The sequence below is a fragment of the Dokdonella sp. genome (genome assembly GCF_051958935.1).
GTDB lineage: Bacteria > Pseudomonadota > Gammaproteobacteria > Xanthomonadales > Rhodanobacteraceae > Dokdonella_A.
The window spans coordinates 1-23801 of the sequence record NZ_JBQCFP010000196.1 but is presented as its reverse complement, the minus strand read 5'-3'; the positions used below and the strand labels follow the sequence as shown (position 1 = coordinate 23801).

At 69.2% G+C, this 23801-nt stretch carries 17 protein-coding genes and 1 pseudogene; 7 read left to right on the top strand and 11 right to left on the bottom strand.

What is annotated here, in order from left to right; genetic code table 11:
* The 4 genes and pseudogenes from ACTHK2_RS18400 to xerD all read right to left on the bottom strand — a co-directional run.
* Positions 1-1417: pseudogene (locus ACTHK2_RS18400) on the bottom strand (phosphoribosylformylglycinamidine synthase); the annotation flags it as partial.
* Between the two features lie 118 nt (positions 1418-1535).
* Positions 1536-2285, bottom strand: a complete 750-nt coding sequence (locus ACTHK2_RS18395) for a DsbC family protein (RefSeq protein WP_440247189.1) — start codon at positions 2283-2285, stop codon at positions 1536-1538.
* 10 nt (positions 2286-2295) lie between these two features.
* Positions 2296-3039, bottom strand: a complete 744-nt coding sequence (locus tag ACTHK2_RS18390; protein ID WP_440247188.1) for a DsbC family protein — start codon at positions 3037-3039, stop codon at positions 2296-2298.
* A 174-nt stretch (positions 3040-3213) separates the two neighbouring features.
* Positions 3214-4209 (bottom strand): site-specific tyrosine recombinase XerD, encoded by a 996-nt coding sequence (gene xerD, locus ACTHK2_RS18385; protein WP_440247187.1) that lies wholly within the window; start codon positions 4207-4209, stop codon positions 3214-3216.
* A gap of 78 nt (positions 4210-4287) precedes the next feature.
* Between xerD and ACTHK2_RS18380 the strand changes: the two genes are divergently transcribed.
* Positions 4288-4722 carry an RDD family protein gene (locus ACTHK2_RS18380; RefSeq protein WP_440247186.1) on the top strand — a complete coding sequence of 145 codons (435 nt, stop codon included), beginning with the start codon at positions 4288-4290 and terminating at the stop codon, positions 4720-4722.
* A gap of 169 nt (positions 4723-4891) precedes the next feature.
* Here the strand turns inward: ACTHK2_RS18380 and ACTHK2_RS18375 are convergent, their stop codons facing one another.
* The 6 genes from ACTHK2_RS18375 to ACTHK2_RS18350 all read right to left on the bottom strand — a co-directional run bounded on the left by ACTHK2_RS18375 (position 4892) and on the right by ACTHK2_RS18350 (position 16550).
* Positions 4892-5356: a chemotaxis protein CheW gene (locus ACTHK2_RS18375; RefSeq protein ID WP_440247185.1), complete on the bottom strand. Its 465-nt coding sequence runs from the start codon at positions 5354-5356 to the stop codon at positions 4892-4894.
* 83 nt (positions 5357-5439) lie between these two features.
* On the bottom strand, positions 5440-7179 hold the full coding sequence (locus tag ACTHK2_RS18370) for a chemotaxis protein CheB (RefSeq protein WP_440247184.1): 1740 nt from the start codon (positions 7177-7179) through the stop codon (positions 5440-5442).
* Entirely contained in the window at positions 7172-13330 is a 6159-nt protein-coding gene (locus ACTHK2_RS18365) for an Hpt domain-containing protein (RefSeq protein ID WP_440247183.1), read from the bottom strand. Before ACTHK2_RS18365 ends, ACTHK2_RS18370 begins: the two co-directional genes overlap by 8 nt.
* Before the next feature lie 107 nt (positions 13331-13437).
* On the bottom strand, positions 13438-15474 hold the full coding sequence (locus ACTHK2_RS18360) for a methyl-accepting chemotaxis protein (protein ID WP_440247182.1): 2037 nt from the start codon (positions 15472-15474) through the stop codon (positions 13438-13440).
* Positions 15475-15533: 59 nt separating this feature from the next.
* Positions 15534-16082, bottom strand: coding sequence for a chemotaxis protein CheW (locus ACTHK2_RS18355; protein ID WP_440247181.1), 549 nt, complete (start codon positions 16080-16082; stop codon positions 15534-15536).
* Between the two features lie 111 nt (positions 16083-16193).
* Positions 16194-16550, bottom strand: a complete 357-nt coding sequence (locus ACTHK2_RS18350) for a response regulator (RefSeq protein WP_331651329.1) — start codon at positions 16548-16550, stop codon at positions 16194-16196.
* A gap of 448 nt (positions 16551-16998) precedes the next feature.
* Here ACTHK2_RS18350 and gshB point away from each other — a divergent pair, with 448 nt between their 5' ends.
* The 6 genes from gshB to ACTHK2_RS18320 all read left to right on the top strand — a co-directional run bounded on the left by gshB (position 16999) and on the right by ACTHK2_RS18320 (position 22654).
* On the top strand, positions 16999-17949 hold the full coding sequence (gene gshB / locus ACTHK2_RS18345) for a glutathione synthase (protein ID WP_440247180.1): 951 nt from the start codon (positions 16999-17001) through the stop codon (positions 17947-17949).
* Positions 17949-18809 carry an energy transducer TonB gene (locus ACTHK2_RS18340; protein ID WP_440247179.1) on the top strand — a complete coding sequence of 287 codons (861 nt, stop codon included), beginning with the start codon at positions 17949-17951 and terminating at the stop codon, positions 18807-18809. Before gshB ends, ACTHK2_RS18340 begins: the two co-directional genes overlap by 1 nt.
* Positions 18810-18930: 121 nt before the next feature.
* Positions 18931-19494, top strand: coding sequence for a YqgE/AlgH family protein (locus ACTHK2_RS18335; RefSeq protein ID WP_440247178.1), 564 nt, complete (start codon positions 18931-18933; stop codon positions 19492-19494).
* The gene (gene ruvX / locus ACTHK2_RS18330) at positions 19478-19945 is read left to right on the top strand and encodes a Holliday junction resolvase RuvX (protein ID WP_440247177.1); all 468 of its coding nucleotides are present in this window, start codon (positions 19478-19480) and stop codon (positions 19943-19945) included. The genes ACTHK2_RS18335 and ruvX overlap by 17 nt, the downstream gene beginning before the upstream one ends.
* 19 nt (positions 19946-19964) lie before the next feature.
* On the top strand, positions 19965-20912 hold the full coding sequence (locus ACTHK2_RS18325; protein ID WP_440247176.1) for an aspartate carbamoyltransferase catalytic subunit: 948 nt from the start codon (positions 19965-19967) through the stop codon (positions 20910-20912).
* A 68-nt stretch (positions 20913-20980) separates the two neighbouring features.
* Entirely contained in the window at positions 20981-22654 is a 1674-nt protein-coding gene (locus tag ACTHK2_RS18320) for a hypothetical protein (protein ID WP_440247175.1), read from the top strand.
* Between the two features lie 14 nt (positions 22655-22668).
* Here ACTHK2_RS18320 and ACTHK2_RS18315 read toward each other — a convergent pair.
* Positions 22669-23801, bottom strand: a 1133-nt coding sequence (locus tag ACTHK2_RS18315; protein ID WP_440247174.1) for an FkbM family methyltransferase, incomplete at its 5' end; no start/stop codon positions are given.

Genomic DNA, 23801 nt, shown 5'->3' with positions numbered 1-23801 from the left:
AGCGCCGCTGCATCTCGGGGTTGTCGCGCTGCACGGAGGCGAAATCGAGTTGCTCGGAACTCGAGCCCGCCGCGACCGACGAAGCCGCGCCGCCGCCGAGCCCGATCAGCATCGCCGGGCCGCCGAGCACGATCACCGCATCGCCGTCCTGCAGGGTGCGCTTGTCGACGTGCGGCGCGCGCAGGTTGGCGAGGCCACCGGCGATCATGATCGGCTTGTCGTAGCCGCGCCGCACGCCCGGCACGCCGGTGTCCTGCTCGAATGCGCGGAAGTACCCGCCGAGGCACGGCCGGCCGAATTCGTTGTTGAATGCGGCGCCGCCGAGCGGACCGTCGCGCATGATTTCGAACGCGCTGGCGAAACGCGGCGGCAGCGGCCGCTCGCGCTCCCATGGCCGCGCGAGGCCCGGGATGCGCAGGTCCGATACGCTGAAGCCGACCAGGCCCGCCTTCGGCTTGCCGCCGCGCCCGGTCGCGCCCTCGTCGCGGATCTCGCCACCTGAACCGGTCGATGCGCCGGGATACGGCGAGATCGCGGTCGGGTGGTTGTGCGTCTCCACCTTGATCGCGTACGGCACGTCTTCGGCATGCGCGCGGAACACGCCGTCGGCGGGGTCGGCGAAGAAGCGGCGCGCAGGATTGCCTTCGATGACCGCCGCGTTGTCGTGGTAGGCAGACAGCGTGTGCGCGGGCGACTGCTGGTGCGTATTCCTGATCATCGCGAACAGCGACTTCGCCTGGGCGACGCCGTCGAGCGTGAATGACGCGTTGAACACCTTGTGGCGGCAGTGCTCGGAATTCGCCTGCGCGAACATCATGAGTTCGGCGTCGGACGGATCGCGGGCGAGTTCGCCGTAGCGGTCGGCGAGATATGCGATTTCATCGCCGGCGAGGGCGAGGCCGAGGCGCGCATTGGCGGCTTCCAGCGCGGCCTGTGCATTGCTGCCGAGCGCGACGCGCGCGAGCGGCTGCGCGGAACCTGCGTCGAACGCGCGCGCGGCGGCGTCGAGCGTATCGACGACCGACTGCGTCATCGGGTCGTGCAGGATGCGCGCGAGGCGATCCCAGGCCTCGCTGCCACGCTCGGGCGTGCCGTCGAGATCGAACGCGAGCCCGCGTTCGATGCGATGGACCGGGAAACCGCAGCCGACGAGGATGTCGGTTGCCTTGCTCGACCACGGCGAGCGCGTGCCGAGCCGCGGCACGATCCACAGCGAGGCCGATTGCGCCGGCTGCGCGGCTGCCTCGAGGACCTCGCACAGGTGCGGCAGATCGAGCGTCGCGCCCGGTTCGGCGGCGACGAAGTAGACGTGCCGCGTCGCGCGTACGCGCGTACGGGGAACCTGGCTGGCGAGATCGGCGTTGAGGCGATCGATGCGGAACGGGGAAAGCGCGGGCAGGCCGTCGAGGGCGATCATGGCGCGAGCGGCGATGGGGAGCCGCGCATTGTAGCCGATGGCGGCCGGATCGACGTGTGCAAGCCCTGAACGATGACGCCCGGCCAGGCCGGGCGTCGTGGCATCGGACGCGGGCGACTCAGTTGCCGGCGAGGGCGGGCGTTTCCAGCGACTTGAGGCGCGCGAGCATCTCGTCCGGCGGCATGTAGCCGCCGATGTGGGTGCCGTCCGGCGCGTAGATCGCGGGCGTCGCGTTCACGCCGACCTGGGCGCCGAGCGTGAACTGCTCGGCGACCGGGTTGTCGCACTTGAGCGGCGCCGGATTCGCACCGCTCTTGGCCGCGGTGAACGCGCCCTTGCGATCCTTCGCGCACCACACCGACACGGCCTTGTCGTAGGACGGCGTGTTGAGGCCGCTGCGCGGGAAGAACAGGTAATCGAGCTCGATGCCGCGCTGGTTGTACTCCGCGACCTGCGAATGCAGCTTGCGGCAGTAGCCGCAATCGATGTCGGTGAACACCGTCACCTTGTACTTCGGCTTGCCCGACGGCGCGAATACGATGCGCTTGTCCGCCGGCACCGCGTCGACCTTGCGCTTGGTCTCGACCGCGAGGCGCGCAGCCGTGAGGTCGCGCTTGTTCATGGTGTCGTACAGCGCACCCTGCATGAGGTACTTGCCGTCGTCGCTGACGTACACCATCTGGCCGCCGACGATGATCTGGCGGAAACCCGGCAGCGGCGCCTGCTCGATCGAATCGACCTTCGCCTGCGGCACGAGCTCGGTGAGCGCCTTGCGCGCTGCGGCGTCCCCGGGCGATTCCGCGGCGTGCGCGGCGAGGGTGAAAGCGGCGGCCGCGAGCGCGGCGGCGGCGATATGACGCTGGTTCATCACGGAGTCCTCAGTTCTTCGCCGCGCTGGCTTGCGCCATGCGGTCGAGTTCGGCGGCAAGGCGGTCCGGCGACATCGCGATCTGCCCCGGGATCATCGTGCCGTCGGCGGCGAGCATCGTCGGCGTGCCGCCGATGCCGAGCGCCTGCGCGAGTTGGGTGAGTTCGGCGACCGGGTTCGGGCAGGTCGCCTTGCCGGGATCCTGGCCTGCCATCGCCTTGGTGAACGCGCTCGGGCGATCCTGCGAACACCACACCGCTTCGGCCTTCTTGTCCGCACCGGGATGGATCGAGAGCGGGACGAACAGGTAATCGACCGTGATGCCCTTCGCGTTGTACTGCGCGATTTGCTCGTGGAAGCGGCGGCAAAACGGGCAGTCGACGTCGGTGAAGACGGTGACGGTGTGCTTGGAGGTCATTGGCGCCAGCGGCGCGAACTCGATGCGCTTGTCCGGGCCGATCCTGTCGAGCGCCGCCTTGCGCACCTTGCCGCGCGAGATCTGCGTGAGGTCGCGCTTGGCCGCGACATCGAAGGCACTGCCGTTGAGGAGGTAGCGGCCATCCTTGCTGACGTAGACGAATTCGCCGCCGGCGATCGCCTCGTAGAAGCCGGGCACCGCGGACTCCTGTGCGGCGTCGACCGTCACGCCAGGAGCGATCTGCGCGAGCGCCTGGCGCACCGTATCCTCGGCGGGCGTCGCCGCGAACGCCTGGGAGGCCAGCAGCAGGCCGGATGCAAGTAACGGAAAACGCATGGATACCTCGCGCGAAGAGACGGACGAATGGCGGACCGGCGGAGGCGGCAAAAGCTTGCGCCTACCGACACGTCGGTTCGTGGACCACGCCACGGCCACCGAGGTTCCCGGGCCAACGCGGGATTGTCTCACGCACCCGCTGCCGGAGAAAGCGAAACAGGTCGCCGCCGCCGTTCAGCCACGCGGATGGTGGCGCGCGTGCAGCCGCTTCAGGCCCTCCTTGGCGACCAGCGTGTAGATCTGGGTGGTCGACAGCGACGCGTGGCCGAGCATGAGCTGCAGGGCGCGCAGATCCGCCCCGTGGTTGAGCAGGTGCGTGGCGAACGAATGGCGCAGCACGTGCGGCGAAATCCGCGACGGCGCGATGCCCGCTGCGAGCGCGTGTTTCTTGACGAGCGTCCAGAACATCTGCCGCGTCATCGCGCTGCGGCGATTGCTCACGAACAATGCGTCGCTGCGCGCACCCTTGAGCAGCGCCGGCCGCGCCTCGGCGACGTAGCGCTGCAACCAGTGCGCCGCCTCGTCGCCGAGCGGCACGAGGCGCTCCTTGCCGCCCTTGCCGACCACGCGCAGCGCGCCTTGGCGCAGGTTCACCTGTGCCGCGCTGATGCCGACCAGTTCGCTCACGCGCAAGCCGGTCGCGTACATGAGCTCGATCATCGCGCGATCGCGCAGGCCGAGGGGACCGTCGCCGGGCGCGCGCAGCAGGCTCTCGACGTCCGCTTCGGAGAGCGCCTTGGGCAGCCCGCGCGGCAGCTTGGGCGCGTCGACGAGCAGGGTCGGATCCGCCGCAAGGCGGCCCTCGCGCACGAGCAACCGGTGGAAGTGACGCAGCGCGGACAAGAGGCGCGCATTCGAGCGCGCCTTGTAGCCGCCACCGGCCGCGCCACCCGCGTGCGTACGCTCACCGAGGTAACGCTGCACGTGCTCGCGGTCGCCGCTGGCGAAATCGCGGCCGCGCGCGGCAAGCCAGCGTGAATACGCCACGAGGTCGCGCCGGTAGCCGGCGAGCGTATTCGCCGCGAGGCCGAGTTCGGACCATGCCCGCTCGAGGAAGAAATCGATGAGGGCGGCGTCGGCCGGCGCCGCACCGGCTGCCGGCGGGCGACCGCGGCGGCGGGCGGGCGGCGTCGCCGCCGCGGCGTGCCGCGAAGTGGAGGGACGGTTCATCCGTGCACGATTCCAGCTGGCTTGCGCCCTCGAGCCTAAACCGCGACGCTAGCCGTCGTCACTCCAACCCGCGCGACGATGCCTTCCGCGACCCCGGCTCCCCTCTGGCTGCGTCTCGCCGCCGCCCTCTACGACCTGTTCCCGCTGATCGGCCTTTGGATGCTCACGGTCGCACTCGCGATGCTCGTCGTGCACGGCGACGTCGATGTCGCACATCCCTCGTCGCTCTCTCGCAACGCCCTGCGCGTCGCGCTACTCGCGGTGACCGCAGGCTACTTCGTGCTGTCGTGGGTGCGCGGCGGTCAGACGATCGGCATGCGGGCATGGCGCCTGCGCGTGGTGTCGGCCGACGGCGCTCCGCTGCGGTGGCCGCGTGCGCTGCTGCGCTTCGCGCTCGCGCTGGTGTCGCTGCTCGCGTTCGGGCTGGGTTTCTTCTGGTGTCTGTTCGAGCGCGAGCGGCGAGGCTGGCACGACCTGGGCAGCCGCAGCGCGGTGGTGCGGCTGGCGGACTGACGCGTCGCGCGGCTAGCAGGCTGTTGAAAAACAGCCTGCGGACGCGATCCAGGGATGGATCGCTCGCGAGTCGACGACGCACGTCGTTGAATCGCGGAAGCGAGTCCGGACATGCGCCGGACTCGCTGAGTCGAAAAAGCGCTGGATAGCGCCTTTTTTCAACATCCTGCTAGACCGCGAGCGCGCGCGCGACCATGCCTTCGATCGCGTCGAGGTCCGGAATGATCGCGCGGTCGTCGCGCACGAGCACTTCGGCGCGCACGCCGGGGGCGTGCGGGTGCTCGTCGCTGGTCGGGATCAGGAGTTCCTGGGTGATCGTCGTCAGACGCGGGAATCCCTGCGCGAGCAGCGCGAGGAACGGCATGCTCGCACTGCCGCCGAGCGCCTTCAGCACCGCGACACGCGCATTGGTGCGGCTCTCGTCGGCAAGTTGGCCGGTGAGCATAGGGAACGAGAACAGCGGCAGGCGCCATCCGCGCCACGGCAGGCGGCCGAGCAGCCAGGCCGGGGCGTTCGGAATCGATTCGGGTCGCGTGTAGCTGATCACCTCGGCGACGGTCGCATTCGGCAGCAGTACGCGGCCTTCGGTGATCGGCACCATGACGCCACGGATTTCACGCGGTAGCTCGGCCATTTCTCATTCCCCTGCGCAAACGCGGCCGCGATGCGGCGCACGTGCCATGCGGCTGGCGACACCCGGCGGCGCGATGCGCGCGCTCATGCCTTGTCCGCCAGGACCTTTTCGGCGAGTTCCTTCGGCGTACCGAAGAAGCTCACCACGCCCGTTTCGCTGACGCCTTCGACCATCGTGCTGACCACGCAGCTTTCCGGCGACTGCGCGTACACCTTGCCGCCGCGGCCCGCGAGGTGCACGCAGCCGGAGACCGCGTCGTCGGACATGCCCGAAAAGATGATCGCACCCGCCGCCGCGCCGTAGCGATTGGCGACGTCTTCGAGCACTCGGTCGATCGAGGGCTTGTAGGCCGGCTCGCTCGCCAGCTTCTCCAGCACGACCACGCCCATCGGGTCCACCTGCAGGCGATGCGAGTTGGGCACGATGACGATGTCGCCATGTGCCACGCGTTCGCCATGCGACGGGGTGCGCACGGTGAGCGGCGTCACGCGCGCGAGCTGCTTGGCCATCATGTCGACGAATTCGTCGCCGAGGTGCTGCGCGAGCAGGAACAGCGCGGGATGATCGCGCGGAATGTCGGCGAGGAACTCGCGTACCGATTCCGGGCCACCGACGGAGGCGCCGAGGACCCATACGCGCTGGATCTTCGCCGTCACCTTGTCCGGATCGAGCCAGTTCTCGTGGTCAGGCCGTTCGGCCGTCGGCTGGACCGCTTCCTCGATCGGGATCAGCTCGAGCGCGAGATCGGACAGCGAGGGAATCGGCGGCTGCGCCGCCTCGTCGCCGCCTTCGGGCGTGAGGTATTCCGCCGCGGTAATCTTCTCGATGCCGAAGTTGGCACGTCCGGTCGGCACGGGTTCCGGCTTGGCGCCGTCGTCGATGTCCTCGAGCGACCACATCGCCGCTGCAGCCGGCATCGTCCTGCTCTCGCCGGACGCGGACGGCGCTGCCTGCGCCGGCTGCGCCTGGTCGAGGTCGAAATCGAAGTCGAGGCCGAAGTCCTCCGCCGGCGGCGGTTCTTCGGAGGGCGCGTCGGACGGTTCGATCGGGCGCAGGCCGCTCGCCACGGGAATGTCTTCCGGCGGCAGTTCGACCACGAACTCTTCGTCGAGCCGCGCTTCCTCGAGTGGCTCCGGCGCACTCACGTCGAAGTCGGAAAGGAGGTCGTCGATACCGGAAAGCTCGATGCTCTCCTCGACCGGCGCGTCGAACTCGATCGAGGGCAGTGTCTTCTCGGCGATCGCCGGAGTCGGCACGTCGTCGGCGCGCAGCAGGTCGATGAATTCGGTCGGGTCGAACGACGGAACCGGCGACGTCGCGAGCACCTCCGCGGGCGCGGGCTCGGCGGGCAGCTCCGGCGGCGGCGGCGCGACCACGGGTGCTGCAGCGACCGGTTCGGCCGGTGCCGTTTCGGCGACGGGTCGCTCTGCGGTCGGCTTGCGCGGCGGCACGGGCTCTGCATCCGCCGGCCGCGGCGGATCGAGATCGCCCTCGCCGAGCACCTTGGCCGCGAGGTGGCGCATCCAGCGCGCCTGGTCCCAGCCGGACAGGCCGCTCGATACGCCGCTGTCGTTGAAGACGACCTTGTAACGGGCGTCGTCGAGCAGCGCGTACACGCCGTCGAGGTCGGCGCTGTCCTCGTCCTCCAGGTTGACGATCACGACGTTCGCGTGCGAGCGCGCGAGCGCGTCGCGATCGAGCGCGGCGGCCGCCGCTTCGTACACGATCGGCGCGCCCACTGCAGTCAGCGTGTCGCGCAGGTGGTCGGTGCGCGCGCTCGACTCGTACAACAACGCGACGGCGACGCCGGATGAGCTAGACACGTTCGCGCCTCAATACTTCCTGGACCTGACGCAGCAAATCGTCTTCCTGGTACGGCTTGCCGAGATAGCGTTCGACGCCGATTTCGAGCGCGCGCTGGCGATGCTTCTCGCCGGTGCGCGAGGTGATCATGATGATCGGCACCTTGCGGAGGCGCGAGTCGTTGCGCATGTACGTCGCCAGTTCGTAGCCGTCCATGCGCGGCATCTCGATGTCGAGCAGCATGATGTCCGGCACCGTTTCCTGCAGCTTCTCGAGCGCGTCGAGACCGTCCTTCGCGGTGAGCACCTCGAAGTCCGCGCGTTCGAGCACGCGCGTGGTGACCTTGCGCATCGTGATCGAGTCGTCGACGACCATGACGAGCGGCTTCGCGCGCACGTCCGACGGCTGTTCCGGCTCCGGCGTCATGAACGCCGGCAACTCCTCGATCGCGCCCGCATCGATCCGCGCGCGCAGGGCGGCGAGGCGACGCACGAGCGGCGCGAGGTCGAGAATCATCACGACCGAGCCGTCGCCCATGATCGTCGCGCCGAAGATTCCCGGCACGGAACTGACCTGCGGGCCGACCGACTTGACGACGATTTCGCGCGAGCCGACCACGCCGTCGATGCGCACCGCGGCGCGCTGGTCGCCGGTACGCGTCATCAGCAGCGGAACCTGCGTCTCATCGCTGGTCGAGCGCGGGCGCGGCAGGCCGAGCAGCTGCGACAGCTCGTAGATGTTGAATTCCTCGCCGCCGTAGTTGTGCTTCGGGTTGCCCTCGGCGATGCGGCGCTCGAGGTCGTCGTGCGCGATGCGCGCGACGCCCTGCACCGAGGACATCGGGATCGCATAGCTGCTCTCGCCGAGCTTGACCAGGATCGCCTGCGTGACGGCGAGGGTGAACGGCAGGCGGATCGTGAACTGGGTGCCCTGCCCGACCTTCGAGTCGATCGTGAGCGAACCGCCGAGCTGCTTGATCTCGTTGTTCACGACGTCCATGCCGACGCCGCGGCCGGCGAGCTGGGTCACCTGCTCGGCAGTCGAGAAACCGGTTTCGAGGATGAAGCCGTACAGGTCGCGGTCCGACAATTGGACGTCGGGCTTGAGCAGGCCGCGCTCGATCGCCTTGCGGCGGATCGCGTCGCGATCCATGCCGCGGCCATCGTCGGTGATGCGCAATACCACTTCGGTCGCCTCGCGGCTGACCGCAATGTTGACCGTGCCTTCGGCCGGCTTGCCTGCGGCCGTGCGCTCATCCGGCTTCTCGATGCCGTGAGCGAGCGCATTGCGCAGCATGTGCTCGAACGGCGCCTTCATGCGCTCGAGCAGGTTGCGATCCATTTCGCCGTGCGCACCGTCGACCTTGAGCTGGGCGCGCTTGCCGATTTCCTGCGCGGCCTGGCGCAGCGTGCGGCGCAGGTTCGGCACGAGCGAATCGAATGGCACCATGCGCGTGCGCATGAGGCCTTCCTGCAGCTCCGAACTCACGCGCGACTGTTGCAACAGCAGTGTTTCGGACTGGCGCGTCTGGTCGTCGAGGATGCCCTGGATCGACACCAGGTCGGACACCGACTCGCTGAGCGCGCGCGACAGCTGCTGCAACTGCGAGAAGCGGTCGAGTTCGAGCGGGTCGAACGTGCTGGTCGAGTCGTGCTGCTCGCGCTGGTAGCGCGCGATGATCTGCGCCTCGGTTTCGATTTCGAGCTTGCGCAGCTGCTCGCGCAGGCGGTTGACCGTCTGCTCGAACTCGACGAGGTTGAAGCGGAAGTTGGAAATCTGCTGTTCCAGGCGCGAGCGGTAGATCGACACTTCGCCGGCGAAATTCACCAGCGAGTCGAGCAGCTCCGAGCGCACGCGGATCATTTCCTGCGGCGCGCGCTCGACCTCCTCCTGGTCCATCGTGGTCAGGTGGCGTGGTGCCGGACGCGATGCCTGCGTCGCGGCGGATGGCGCGGGCGCACCGGCGTCGGCGCTTTCGGCCGGCGCCTGCGGAGCCGGGCTCGGCGCCGCACCGCCACGAAGATCGTCGCCGGCGACCAGCGCCTCGAAACGGGCGATTGCATTGACCGGCATCGCCAGCGCCTTGCGCTGCGCGACGCGCTGGACGAACACGTGCAGGCGGTCGAAACCGCGTTCGAGCGATTCGACCGCGGCGCGGTCGACGGCGAGGCGACCATCGCTCACCGCGTCGACGAGCGACTCCATCGCGTGGCTGAGATCGCCGATCGGCGCGAGGCCGGCCATGCGCGCGCCGCCCTTGAGCGTGTGCAGGTCGCGCTGCAGCGAGACGATGTGGGCGCGATCGTGCGGCGACTCGCGCAGGCTCGCGACCACCGAGTCGGCGTGGTCGAGGATGTCCTCGCTCTCGGTCACGAAGATGTCGAGCAGGTCGTCGTCCGCATCCGCGGCCTCGAGCACACCCTCGGGCTGCGGATCGTCCGCGAGCGGAGGTGCCTCACGGCCGCCGAGCGGCGCGTGCGCTACCGGCGCTGCGGGCGCCGCGGGCACAGGCGCGCGCACCGAGGTCTCGGGTGCGGTTTCGGCGGCGGGTTCTTCGAGGAAGATCGTGTCGGCGGCTTCGGGCTCGTCCGCCGGCACGGCCGGCAAGGCCTCGTCGATGTTGGCGAAATCCTCGTCGCCCGAGTCCAGCTCGACTTCCTCGATCTGCAGTTCACCGGCATCGGGGAACGGCACGTTGGCGAACTCGGGCGCGGCAGCGACCGGCTCCACGTCGACCGTCGGCTCCTCGAGCGATATTTCCTCGACCGGCAGGTCGGCGAACATCGCCTCGATCGCGGCGTCGTGCGCGATCACCGGCGTCTCTTCCTGCGTGCTCGTCGGCAGCGTCGGCAGCTTCTCGAATTCCGCCAGCGCAGCGGCGAGGTCGTCCGGGATCTGCGCTTGCGGCGGCAGCTCGGAATCGGCCATCGCGATGGCTTCGTGGGCGTCTCGCAGCCAGTCGTCGACACTGGTCTGTTCACCGTGCGGTGCCGAGGACAGCCCGGCGGCTTCGGCGAACGGCTCCGGCGGCGCACCGGCGTCGGCCGGCAGCGGCTCGGCCGCGATGCCCGCCGGCAGTTCGGCGACGTCGCTGTACCACGTCAGCGAGGCTTCCGGCTCCGGCAGCGAATCGCGCAGCGCGACCATGCGCGCGGCGAGCGCAGTGGAATCGGGCAGTTTCGCGTCACCCGACTCCAGGCGGTGCATCACGTCGCGCGTGAGCGCCGCCGTGTCGCGCATCGCGGCGACACCGACGCGCAGCGGGGCGCGATCGGCCGCGCGCAGGCGCTTGATGTAGGTTTCCAGGGGCGCGAGCACGTTGCCGATCGACGGGATGTCGACCATCGCGATCGCGCCGTTGAGCGTGTGTACGGCGCGCAGCAGCGATTCGCTCGCGCGGATCGCTTCGGGCTCGCAATGAGCGATGTACTCGTCGACCACGCCGAGGTGGGCGGCGACTTCGCTCTGCAGGATGTCGAACAGGACCGGATCGATGTTCGGCAGCGGGCCGGCGACCACTTCGGCCGACGCCGGACGCGCCGCCACAGGTGCCGCGGAATCGCCTGCGAGCATGGCGGTGGCATGAACGTCGGCATGGAGCGTGGGCTGTTCCGGCGCCGGCGCGGGAACGCGGCGGCGCACGGTGCGCTTGACGGTACGCGTGCCGGCGACGGCCGCGGGCACGCGCGCATCCTCGCCTGCAGCGACGCGATCGGCGGTGTCCATGATGCCGGCGACGTTCGCGCTGGCGCCGGGCTCGCCGCGCAATGCGGCGAGCAGCGCGGGCAACGTGGCGATCGCATGGTCGACCAGCGAGACGACCGCGTCGCCCGGCAGGATCGTGCGGTCGAGCACGCGATTGAGCATGTTCTCGACCTTCCAGCTGAACTCGCCCAGGGTGAGCGCGCCGACGAGGCGGCCCGAACCCTTGAGCGTGTGGAACGAGCGGCGGATCGGCTTCAGTTCCTCCATGTTGCCGGTGTCGCGCTTCCACACCGGCAGCTGGTTCCTGAGGTTGGCGATCTCCTCGTCCACTTCCTCGAGGAAGACCTCGCGGATGTCTTCGTCGATTTCCTCGGCGGCCGCGCCTTCGAAGCCGGCGAGCGGCTGTTCGCCCGCGGCGACTTCTTCCTCGATCTCTTCCTCGATCTCGATCCAGTGCCCCTCTTCCGCCGCCGCGCCGCCGATTGCGTCCGTCTGGGCGAGGCGCAGGCCGGAGATGTCGTGCGATTCGGGCTCGGCCTGGCGCGCTTCGCCGACGACGAGATCATGCAGGTCGCGGCCAGGCAGGAGGTCGATGGTCGGCGTCGCATTGGCGGCCGGATGGTCGATGATGCCCGGATCGGGGGCCGCGGGCGCAGGCATCGGCGATGCCACCGGCGCCGGGGCGACCGGCGCGACGCGCGCAGCCGGCTCCGGTGCGGGCACGGGCTTTTCGCGCAGTTCCGCCGGCGGCAGCGGCCAGTAGCCGAGCGCCTCGAGGCTTTCGCGCGCGACGTCGAGGATCTTGTCGCGGTTGCGCCGCTGTTCACGCGTCGCTTCGAGGTAGTACTCGATCGCGGCGAGCGCGTCGGCGAGCTTGTCCATCTGCTCCGCGGTCGGCACGCGCTTGTGCGCGATCAGCTCGACTTCGACGAAGCGCACGACCGCGGTCATGAGTTCGGCCGCGTTGGCGAGACCGAGCATGCGCAGCGCGCCGGCGATCTCCTCCAGGAGCCGCGGGATCTGCTGCACGCGCTGGTGGTCCCATGGGGACTCGATGAATGCGATGATGTCCTGCTTGGCCTGCTGGATGTTGACCGCAGCCTCGCGCATGAGCGCATCGAGGATGCGGCGCACCTCGGCCTTGGGCAGCTCCAGTTCGCCGCCGCTCGGCGCTTCGGCATCGCCGCCGTCGCCGAGCCGTTCGATGTGGTCGTCGAGCGAGGCTTCGACGTAGAGCAGCGCGCCGGCGACGTCGAGCAGCGCGCCCTCGTCGACCGGCCGGCGGTGCTGCGACATCTCCTCGATGATCTCGCGCTGCTCGCCGACGACGCGACGCGGCACGCCGAGGCCGAGCATGCCGAGCGTATCGCCGACGCGATTGAGCACTTCCGCCTGCGCCGCGAGTTCGGCGGCATCGGTGTTGTGGCCGCGCAGGAAGATGTCGAGCGCTTCCTTGACGCGCACGAGGTCGTCCTTGATCGCGGCCGACACGGTGCCGAGCAGGTTCTTGTTGCGGCCCGTCATCGAGCCCTGCGCATGCTGCAGTTCGCTCTGCGTCGGCAGCAGCGTGTCGAGGCGGTAGGTGCGGCGGATTTCCGCGCCACGCGGGCCCGGCGCCGCGCCGTTCGTGCCCGAATGCGCAATGTAATAGAGCAGGTTCTTGACCAGCTCGCGCGGCGGCTTCGCCGCGAACGTCGCCTCGCCGCCCTCGGCGAAGCGATGGATCTCGCGGTCGACGCGACCGAACAGCAGCTTGACCGCGACGCTCGCCTCGAGCCCGCGGTTCTCGACCGCTTCGACCACACCGGCGGCGACCCACCACAGGCGCCGCGGTTCGACGCCGTGCGAGATCGAGCGCAGGCGGTCGAGAACGTCGACGAGGCGACGCAGGTGCTCGCCGTTGGTCGAGTCACGGAACCACTTCAGCAGCGCGGCCGGGACGGGGAGGCGCAGGCGCAGCGCCTGCGCGCGCAGGTCGGCCGGCGCGACCGCGGTCGCGCTGCCCGCCGCGGCGTCCGGGAGCGGCAAGGCGAGATCGGGCGAAAACAGCGCCGATTCGCTCAGCAGGTTCTCGCCGCGCACCGCGCGCAGGTCGTTGAGCAGCGGCAGCAGGACGATCGGAATGTCCTTGTGGCCGCCCTGCAGCCGCTCGAGGTAGTCCGGCAGCTGGACCATGCCTCGCATGAGCACCGAATAACCTTCGTCGCGCTGCTTGATCGTGTCGGCGACGAGCGCTTCGGCGAGGCGCTCCATGTTCTCGACCACCATCGCCGCGCCGTACAGCTCGACCATGCGCAGCGTGCCCTGCACCTGGTGCAGGTGCTCGGCGCACGCGCGCATGAGCGCGATGTTGTCGGGCTCCTCGACGTAGGTCTCGAGCGATTCGCGCGCCTGCGCGAGCGTCGCATCGAGCGCCGGCTTGACCCAGTTCAGGGCGGTGAATTCGCCATCGTCGTACAGTTTCATGCCACTAGCCTCGACTGCGACGACCGGCGCGCGCCGTGCGCGGCGCCGCAAGGGTGCCCGCTCGGGATGGATGGAAGGAGATCAGGGGTCGCTTCATGCGTCTCGACTCATCCCGGCAGCTTGAAGTCGGCGACCGATCGGCGCAGGTCCGAAGCGAGCTGCGCCAGGTTGCCGATCGACTCCGCGGTCTGGCTCGCGCCGACCGAGGTCTGCGAAGTGATCTCCTGAATCACGTTCATCGTCGCGGAAATGTTGGTCGCTGCGGCGGACTGCTGCCGCGCCGAGGTCGAGATGCCCTGAATCAGCGCCGCGAGATTGTTCGAGACCGTCTCGATCTCGCCGAGCGCGTGGCCCGCGTCCTCGGCGAGGCGCGCGCCGGACACCACTTCGGAGGTCGTCTGCTCCATCGAGCTGACCGCCTCGTTGGTGTCGGACTGAATCGTCTGCACGAGCGTTTCGATTCGCTTGGTCGCGCCCGACGCGCGCTCCGCGAGGCGTTGCACTTCGTCCGCGACGACCGCGAAGCCGCGGCCCGCCTCGCCGGCCGAAGCGGCCTGGATGGCCGCGTTGAGGGCGAGGATGTTGGTCTGCTCGGCGAGGTCGTTGATGAGTTCGACGATCGCGCCGATCTCCTGCGACGACTCGCCGAGGCGCTTGATTCGCTTGGAGGTTTCCTGGATCTGGTCACGGATCGAATCCATGCCCTGGATCGTCTGGCGCACCACTTGCGCACCGTTCGCGGCGATCTGCACCGAACGCTGCGCGACGTCCGCGCTTTCGGCGGAGTTCTTCGACACGTTGTCGATCGAGGTCGCCATGTCGTTGATCGCGACGGAAGCGGAGCTGATCTGGCGCGCCTGGTGCTGCGCGGCGTCGGCGAGCTGCATCGCGGTCGCCTGCGTTTCCTGCGCCGCGGCGGACACCTGCACCGCCGTCTCGTTGATCGTCGTCACGAGGCTGCGCAGCGCTTCCACCGCGAAGTTGACCGAGTCGGCGATCGCGCCGGTGATGTCCTCGGTGACGGTCGCCTTCACCGTGAGGTCGCCTTCGGCGAGCGATCCCATCTCGTCGAGCAGGCGCAGAATCGCGTCCTGGTTTCGCTGGTTGAGTTCGTTGGTCTGCTGCAGGCGGCGGCGCTGGTCGCGGATGAGGTTGAAGCCGAGGAAGAACAGCAGCAGCATCGCGATCAGGGCCGCGGCGGCGCCCCAGATCGGGTTGGGGAAACTCAGGAGGTTCTTGCTCGAGGACTGCGCGTCGATGCGCTGGGCCGCCGCGACCGCGCGCAGCAGCACGTCCTGGCTGTCGGTGAACGACTTGTCCGACGCGTCCTTCACCGCCTGCAGGTTCGGCGCCGAGTCGACGATCGTCTTGACCGGCTCGGTGACTGCGGTCCACTGCTGCGCGACGTCGCCGACGATCTGCTTGGCGGCAGCGTTGTCGAGCGGTTTGATGTTGAGTTCGGGCGCACCTTCGAGCAGGCCCGTGACGACCGTCTGGTAGAGACGGGAATCGCGGCCGAGGCCGTCCGCGGACAACTGCGTGTCGGCACCGCCGACGAGGATGCGCGTGACGCGGTTGCTCATGCGGTCGGCGAGCTGCATCTGGCGCGAAGCGATGTACACCTGCGAGGCGCTCGCGTTGCGGTCGGTCAGGATGTTGACGACCTCGCTCATGCGCGAGTTCAGCGCGGACACCTTGTCGACGAAGTCCTTCGCGTTGGTATTCGCGGTGAGGACGACGGCCTGGTTGTCGATGATCTTCTTCGCGTCGGCCTGCAATTGCTTCCAGGCGGAGGTGAGGGCCTCGATCTCGCCCTTCAGCTTGCCGGCGTAGCCGCGCATGCCGGTCTTGTCACCCTGGTTCAGCGCGGTGACGTAGGCGTCGATGTTTTCGCTCGTACTCTTCAGTTCCTGGAAGGCGAGTTCGTTGCCGCCCGCGGCTTCCGCGGCGTACTTCGCGAGCTGCTGCGAGGACACCTGGATCTGCGTCGTGTACGCGACCGCCTTTCGGTCCTGCACGTTCTGGTAGTACAGGAAGCCGAAATCGACGATCGCGAAGACGAACAGCAATCCCAGCACGACGAACAGGACCGTATTGGCACGCCCGCCGCGCTCGAGTCCGACTGCACCCGACGTAGTACTCACACTTCACCCCCTATCGTTCTTCTCACCGCCGACCGCGCGGGTCGCCGGTGCGGGACATCTCATGCCGCGGCCTGCTGGAAATGGGCGCTGCGCACGAGGGCCGCCATGCTGAACAGGCCCCATTGCACCTCGCCCAACTGGACGTTCTCGCCGACGTAGCTGTTGTAGCGCTCGTCCGACTCGCCGACCGCCGCGGTCAGCTGCTCCTCGGAGAAGCTGCGCTGGCCCTGCACCTCGTAGACGAGGAGACCTTCGCTGCCGCCGTGCTGGCGCACGATCAGCACGCGCGTCGACTCGGTGGTCGGGCTGCGCCCGCCACCGACGAAGTCGCGTAGGTCCACCACCGGCACGAGGTTGCCGCGCACGTTGGCCACGCCGAGCAGCCAGCTCTTCGCGCCGGGCACCAGCGTGACCACCGGCGGCGTGAGGATTTCGTTGACTTCGGCGATGCTGCTGACGAAATGGCGGTCGCCGATGCGGAAGCCGATGCCGCGCCACAAGCCGGGAGCATCGACCTGCTCGGGCGCGCCCGCGGCATGCGCGAGGCTGCGGCGCTCGTACTCGGCGAGCACTTCGTAGGGCGTCGCGGAAACATTCTGTGCGGCCATGTCAGGGGCTCGTCATCGGGCGCGCGCACGCACGGCGGATCGCCGCGGTCGCGACATTGGCGCTGGTACGCATGCCTGCCATCTCATCCCCTTCCGAATGGCACTCCGGGCTCACGTTCCGTCGACGTGGCGACGGATCGCGCCGAGCAGTTCTTCGCGGGTGAACGGCTTGGTCAGGTACTGCTCCGAACCGACGATGCGCCCGCGTGCCTTGTCGAACAGGCCGTCCTTGGACGACAGCATGATCACCGGCGTGTTCTTGAACATCTGGTTGTTCTTGATCAGCGCGCAGGTCTGATAGCCGTCCAGGCGCGGCATCATGATGTCCACGAAGATGATCTGCGGCTGCTGGTCGGAGATCTTCGCGAGCGCCTCGAAACCGTCGGTCGCGGTGACGACGTCGCACCCTTCCTTGCGCAGCAAGGTTTCGGCAGTGCGGCGTATGGTCTTCGAATCATCGATGACCATGACCTTGACGCCGTTCAGGCCGCCCTCTTTTGTGTCGTCCACCTAACCCCCTCGCCACTCGACCTCTGTAGTCCGCGGCCATCGCCACGAAATCGGACGCGTCGCCATGACATGCAAGCCGCATGCCTGAAACGGCGCAATTCAGCGCGCCGGACCCGACGCACCACGCGACCGCAACCCTTATCCAACATAGCTAGCGAAGCTGTCAAGTTGTTGGCGTAAGTGCACGAACCCACGAAAGTTCGCGGCCCGACCACGACGCTTCGCAGGCGTTCGGAGTGTAGTATGCGACCCGCCCTGCGGTTGCGACGGGTTTCGCGCTTGCGCCGGCGTTGTGCACAGCAAAAATCGGCGCAATGTGACGCTCCCGGCCCGTCGTGGCGCGGTTCGCAGCCGCCCGCGCGGCTGCCCCGCTATGCTCGACCCCCAGCGCATCCCGGAAGACCGCATGACCCGTAGCCTCGCCGTGCTGATGGATCCGATCGGCACGATAAACCCGAAGAAGGACACCACCCTGGCCCTGCTGCTCGAAGCGCAGCGCCGCGGCTATTCCCTCCACTACATGACGCAGGGCGACCTCGCGGTACGCGACGGCGCGGCCTGGGCACGCCTCGCTCCGCTGGTCGTGCGCGACGACCCGCGCGACTGGTTCACGCTCGGCGCCGGCGCCTGGCGGCCGCTCGCCGGCATCGGCCATGCCCTCGCCCGCAAGGACCCGCCGGTCGATGCGCAGTTCATCTACGACACGATGGTGCTCGAACTCGCCCAGCGCGATGGCGTCGAGGTCGTGAACGACCCGCGCGGCCTGCGCGACGCGAACGAGAAGCTGTTTTCGCTGCAGTTCCCGCAGTGCTGCCCGCCGACCGCGATCGCGCGCGACGCGGCGGAACTCAGGCGCTTCGTCGCCGAACACGGCGAGGTCGTGCTCAAGCCGCTCGACGGCATGGGCGGGCGCAGCATTTTCCGCTCGCGCCATGGCGACCCGAACCTCAACGTCATCCTCGAAACACTGACGGGCAACGGCCGCGGCTTCGCGATCGCGCAGAAGTTCATTCCGGAGATCAGCGCGGGCGACAAGCGCATCCTCATGATCGACGGCGAACCGGTGCCGTACGCGCTCGCGCGCATCCCTCAAGGCGATGATTTCCGCGGCAATCTCGCCGCCGGCGGCAAGGGCGTGGGCGTGCCGCTGTCCGACCGCGACCGCTGGATCGCTGCTGAGGTCGGCCCCGAGCTGCGCCGGCGCCGCATGCGTTTCGTTGGTCTGGACGTGATCGGCGATTGGCTGACCGAGATCAACGTGACCTCGCCGACCTGCGCACGCGAGCTCGACGCGCAGTTCGGGCTCAACATCGCCGGCCTCCTCTTCGACCGGCTCGAAGCCGGCACCTCCGCCTGATGAGCGACCCGACGGCCAGCAGCGCCGATCGCCTCGGCGTCACCCTGCTGTTTTCCGCGGTCGCCCATGCGGTGCTCGCGCTCGGCATCACGTTCGAGTTCGAGAAGGCGCCGCCGCGCCTGCCTTCGCTCGACGTGATACTCGTGCAGTCGGCCAACAGCGAGAAGCCGGACAAGGCGGACTTCATTGCGCAGGCGAGCAACAGCGGCGGCGGCGATGCCGACCGGCCGCATCGCCCGTCGCAGACGCTCTCCGGCCCGGTGCCCAAAGCGACGCCGGGCGTCGCGCCGATCCCGCTCGAGGACGGCGCGCCGCGGCCGACGCCGCCGAGCCCGGCCGAGATGCTCACCCAACGCCAGTCGACCTATCGCATCACGACCGACCGGCAATCGCCCGAGTCGGACCCTGAGCCCGATCGCGAAGAGCGCGAGACCGACCAGCGCAAGCTCGAGATGGCGCGCCTCGCGCAGGAGATCCAGCACGAGGCCGAACAGTACGCAAAGCGCCCCAAGCGCAAGTACATCTCGGCGAACACCCAGGAATACGAATTCGCCGCTTACATGCGCGCCTGGGTCGCGCGCATCGAACGCATCGGCAACCTCAACTATCCCGACGAGGCGCGCCGGCGCCAGTTGCACGGGCAGCTCGTGCTCACCGTAGGACTCGACCGCAAGGGCAACGTGAAGAGCGTCGACGTGATCCAGTCGAGCGGGCACAAGGTGCTCGACGACGCGGCGATCCGCATCGTGCGCCTCGCCGAACCGTTCCCTGCCCTGCCCGAAAGCAAGGAGCAGGTCGACGAGCTCTACATCAGTCGTACCTGGCAGTTCCTTCCGGGCGACATCCTGCGCAATCGCTGAAGGCGGTGGCCATGCCGGATGTGCGCGCCGCGGCCGCGCCGTAGCTGCTTTCCCCTCCTCGTCCGGATTTCCGTTCAGCGCGTCCTTAGGCCCGCTCGCGCCGCTCGCGTACAATCGCACCATGGCCGACACCACGCCCCTCACGAACCAGCTGCTGATCGCGATGCCGACCTTGCGCGACCCGAACTTCGCGCGTGGCGTCGCGTTCCTCTGCCAGCACGGCGAGGATGGTGCGATGGGGCTCATGATCAATCGCTTGTCCGAATACCGGCTCGGCGACGTGCTCGCGCAGATGAACATGCATTCCGACTTCGCGGACGTCGTCGACGCGCCGGTGCTGATCGGCGGGCCGGTGCAGCCCGAGCGCGGCTTCGTGCTGCATTCGCCGGGCGGGGATTGGGAGTCGTCGTTCCGCATATCCGAGCAGATCGCGGTGACCACCTCGCGCGACATCCTCGTCGCGATGGCCGCGGGCAAGGGCCCGCGCCACGCGGTGGTCACGCTCGGCTACTCCGGCTGGAGCCCGGGCCAGCTCGAGCAGGAGCTGTGCGAGAACCACTGGCTCACCGCACCCGCGACCGAACGCGTGCTGTTCGAGACGCCGCTGGAGGACCGCTGGGAAGCCGCCGCCGGACTCGTCGGCGTGAACCTGTTCCACCTCGCGAGTTATGCCGGGCACGCCTGAGGATCCGTCGTCGACGACGGGTTCCGGCACCGCGCTCGCGTTCGACGTCGGCACGCGCCTGATCGGCGTCGCGGTCGGCAACCGCGTCTCCGCGACCGCGCGGCCCATCGCCGCCGTCGCCGCCGGCGACTGGCCGCGGTTCGATGCGCTCGTCGCCGAATGGCAGCCGCAGGACCTCGTCGTCGGTCTGCCGCTCGCGCTCGACGGCGGCGAGCAGCCGATGAGCCGACGCGCGCGCGCGTTCGCCGAGGAATTGCGCCGACGCTACGCGCGCGCCGTGGACCTCGTCGACGAACGCAATACCTCGCGCGAGGCCGCGCGCCGCTTCGCCGCGCAGCGCGCGAGCGGTGCGGCCAGGCGCAAGGATGCCGCGGTGATCGACGCGCTCGCGGCGCAGATCATCCTGGAAAACTGGCTGGCCGGCGCGCACGCGCGCGGCCGCGCATCCTGACCGCAAAGGGGATTTGCCGATGTCCGACCCGTCCATCGACGCCGAAGGCCGCCTGCGCCACCTGATCACGCTCGACGGCCTCGGCCGCGCACGCATCGAGGGCTTGCTCGAGCGCGCCGTGTCGTTGCGCGCACAGTTCCGCGCCGGCGCGACGTCGCTGCCGCTGCTTGCCGGCCGCACGATCGTCAACCTGTTCTTCGAAGCCTCGACGCGCACGCGCACCAGCTTCGAACTCGCCGCGCGCCGCCTCGGCGCGACCGTGGTCAACTTCGACATCGCGAGTTCTTCCACGAGCAAGGGCGAGACGCTCGAAGACACGCTCGCGACGATCGAGGCGATGGGCACCGACGCGTTCGTCGTGCGCCACAAGGAGAACGGCACGCCGGCGCGCCTCGCCGCGCACGCGCGACGCGCGGCGATCCTCAACGCCGGCGACGGCAACCGCGCCCACCCGACCCAGGGCCTGCTCGACCTCCTCACGATCCGCGACCACAAGCAGCGCATCGACGGCCTCACCGTCGCGATCTGCGGCGACATCCGCCATTCGCGCGTCGCCCGCTCCGCCGTGCACGGCCGGCGTGCGCTGGGGGCGGCGGGGATCCGCTTGTGGGGCCCGGCCGCGCTGCTGCCGGATCCGGACGAATTCCCCGGCTGCAGCCTCGTCGACGACTTCGACGCCGCGCTCGACGATGTCGACGTGATCGTGATGCTGCGTATCCAGAAGGAACGCATCGAGCACCTCCCGGGCCTCGACGAGCGTGAGTACTTCTCGCGTTACGGCCTCGATCGCGCGCGCCTCGCGCGTGCGAAGCGCGATGCGATCGTCATGCATCCGGGGCCGATGAACCGCGGCATCGAGATCGCCGACGAGGTTGCCGACGGCCCCCGGTCGGTGATCCTCGAACAGGTCGCCAACGGCATCCATGCGCGCATGGCGGTGCTCGCCGAACTGCTCGCTCCGCACTGATCCGGGCTGGGGGCGGCGGCGCCGGTCGCCCTGCTAGACTCGCGGCTTCACCCTGGGGAAGCCTGCACATGCCTTTGCGCACACGGATCCTGCGCCACCTCGCGCTCGCCACTTCGCTAGTCGTGGCCGCCTGCGGCAAGAACGTCGACACGAGCGCTCCGCTCGCGTTCGTGCCCGCCGACACGCCGTACCTGTTCGCCAACGTCGAGCCGACGCCCGACGCCGCGATCGCGCACTGGCGCGAGCAGATGCAGGGCGCGTGGCCGCTGTTCACCGAGATGATGGACCAGATGCTCGCCGAGGTCGGCAAGAAGGCCGAGGACGCCGATGCGGCGAAGGTACTGACCGCGGTTCTCGCCGAAGTGCGTGGGCGCAGCACGCCCGAGCAATGGCGCGAACTCGGTTTCGACGCGAAGGGGCACGTCGCATTCTACGGTGTCGACCTGTGGCCGGTGATGCGCCTGGAGCTCTCCGACCCCGAGGCATTCCGCGCGATGATCGCCCGTATCGAACAGGGCTCGGGCAAGGCACTCGACAGCAAACGGATCGGCGAACAGGAGGTCCGCATCTTCGGTGCCGATGAAGTGCGCGGCCTGCTCGCGGTCGAAGGCAAGCATCTCGTGATCGCGCTCGCACCGGGCGCCGCCGACGAAGTGCTCGAACGCAGGCTGCTCGGCATCGACCGGCCCGCCGAGATCCTCGACCCCGACGCACTCGCGCAGTTCAACAAGGCACGCGGCTACCTGCCGTACGGCAGCGGCTGGGTCGATACGCGCCGGCTCGTCGCGATGATCGCGACCAAGGCGTCGCAGCTCGACGCGGCGAAGTTGCTCGACGCGACCTGCCGCGAGGAAATCGATGCGCTCGCGGCGAAGGCGCCGCGCTTCGCGTTCGGTTACCGCGAGTTCGATGCCAAGCAGATGACGATGCATGCACGCATCGATCTCGAGCCGGCACTCGCTAAGGCGCTTTCGGCGCTAGCCGTGCCGCTGACGGGCGCTGTCCGAGACGACGCGCTGCTCGATTTCGCGATGGCCATGCCGGTGCTGAAGGCGCGCGACTTCTTCGTCGCCCAAGCCGATGCCGTGGCCAAGGCGCCGTTCCGCTGCGCGGAACTCGCCTCGATCAACCAGGACATGGCGGATGCGAAGGCCAAGCTCGAGCAGACGATCCCGCCCCCGCTCGGCGACCTGACTGCCGCGCGCATCACGATCAGCCGCTTCTCCTGGAACCCGGGCGAGGAATCGGTGCCGGATGTCGCGGGCACGTTCCTGCTCGGCAGTGGCAACCCGGCTCTGCTCGCCAGCCTCGCGCAGATGACCTCGCCGGCGCTCGCGGGCGTGCCGATCCTGCCCGACGGCAAGGCCGTGCCGCTCCCCGCCGCAGCGCTGCCGCCGCAGATCGCCGGCAAGGTCGACCTCGACGTCGCCATGACGACGAACGCCATCGGCGTCGCATTCGGCAAGGACGAAGCGCCGCGGCTCGAAGCCGCGCTCGCCGCCCCCGCGACCGCGGACGGCACCCTGATCGCGACGCGCATGCGCGGCGAGGTATACGCGAAGATCGGCGACGCGTTCGGGCGCGCCGGCGCGGCGCTTCCCGCCGAGATGCGCAAGCAACTGGACGCACAACGCAAGCTCTATGCGCTGTACGCGCAGTGGTTCGACCACATCGATGCGGACCTCGTGGTGGTACCCGAAGGCATCGACTTCAGCGAGCGCGTCGTATTCGGCGCGCACTGAGCGCGCACCACCGCTCACTCGGCGAACAGCAGGTCCAGGTGCACGCGGCCGGCGAGACCGGCCGCGTCGTTCACGCGACGCCACGCGGCCATGACCGCGGCGGGGTCCGCACAGCGCTCGCGCGTGCCGTCGCGATGCACGATTACGGCGGCCTCGTGCAGTGCGAACAGCGCGGCAAGACACTCCTCCGGCGACGTACCGGTCGCACGCTCGATCGCCCACGGATGGAACTCGGCCAATACGGCGGGACGGAACCGCCGGAGCAGGTTCGCCATGCCGCGCAGGACCAGGGGTTCCATGCCTTCGACGTCGATCTTCACGAGATCGAGCCGCGACAGGCCGGCGAGCAGGCCATCCAGTGCACGAGCGGGTACGCGCACCGACCCGCCATCCGGCGCGTTCAGGCGCTCGCCCGAGGCGGGCGGCGTCGCGCTGTTGGACGTGGACGGGTGCGTGCGCAGCACGATTTCGCCGTCCCGGTCCGCGGCGGCGGCAGCGACCACGTCGACGTGGCGGAAACCGGCGTACTGAGCCGAGCGCGCGAGCAGCACGCGATTGGCGGCGATCGGCTCGACCGCGACGACCCGGCCGCGCGGACCGACCAGTGCAGCCGCCGGCAGCGCGATCGAGCCGATGTTGGCACCGACATCGACGACGACGTCGCCTTCGCGCAGCCGTTCGCGCAATACGGCGAGCAGGTGCGGATCGTGCGCCACGCCGGCGAGCAGCGGTGCGCCGATATGCGCGTCGCGTGGATCGACATACAGCGGATGTCCGGCGCACTGCGCCAACACGGGCGGCGGCGCATCGTTGACGACGAGCCAGCGGCGGCCGCGCCACCCGGCACCCGCGGCGCCGTCGTCGATCGCCTCGAGCAGGCGCAGGTGCGGCTGCGCCGCGAGCAGCGCTTGCACGCGCTGCTCGGCGAGCGCATGCATCTCGAACACGTCGCGACTGCGCCAGAGGACCCTTCGCACCGGGTTCAGCCAGCGATTGGAGGCGACCCCGAACAGGCGCCCGCGCAGGCTGTCGTCGTGGCTGTCGACGAACTGGAACGCCGCGGCGCCGCCGGGGGCGAGGATGCGGAAGAACTCCTCGACGTAACCGGCGGCGAGGTCGGCCGGGATGTGCTGCAGGGTGATGTGCG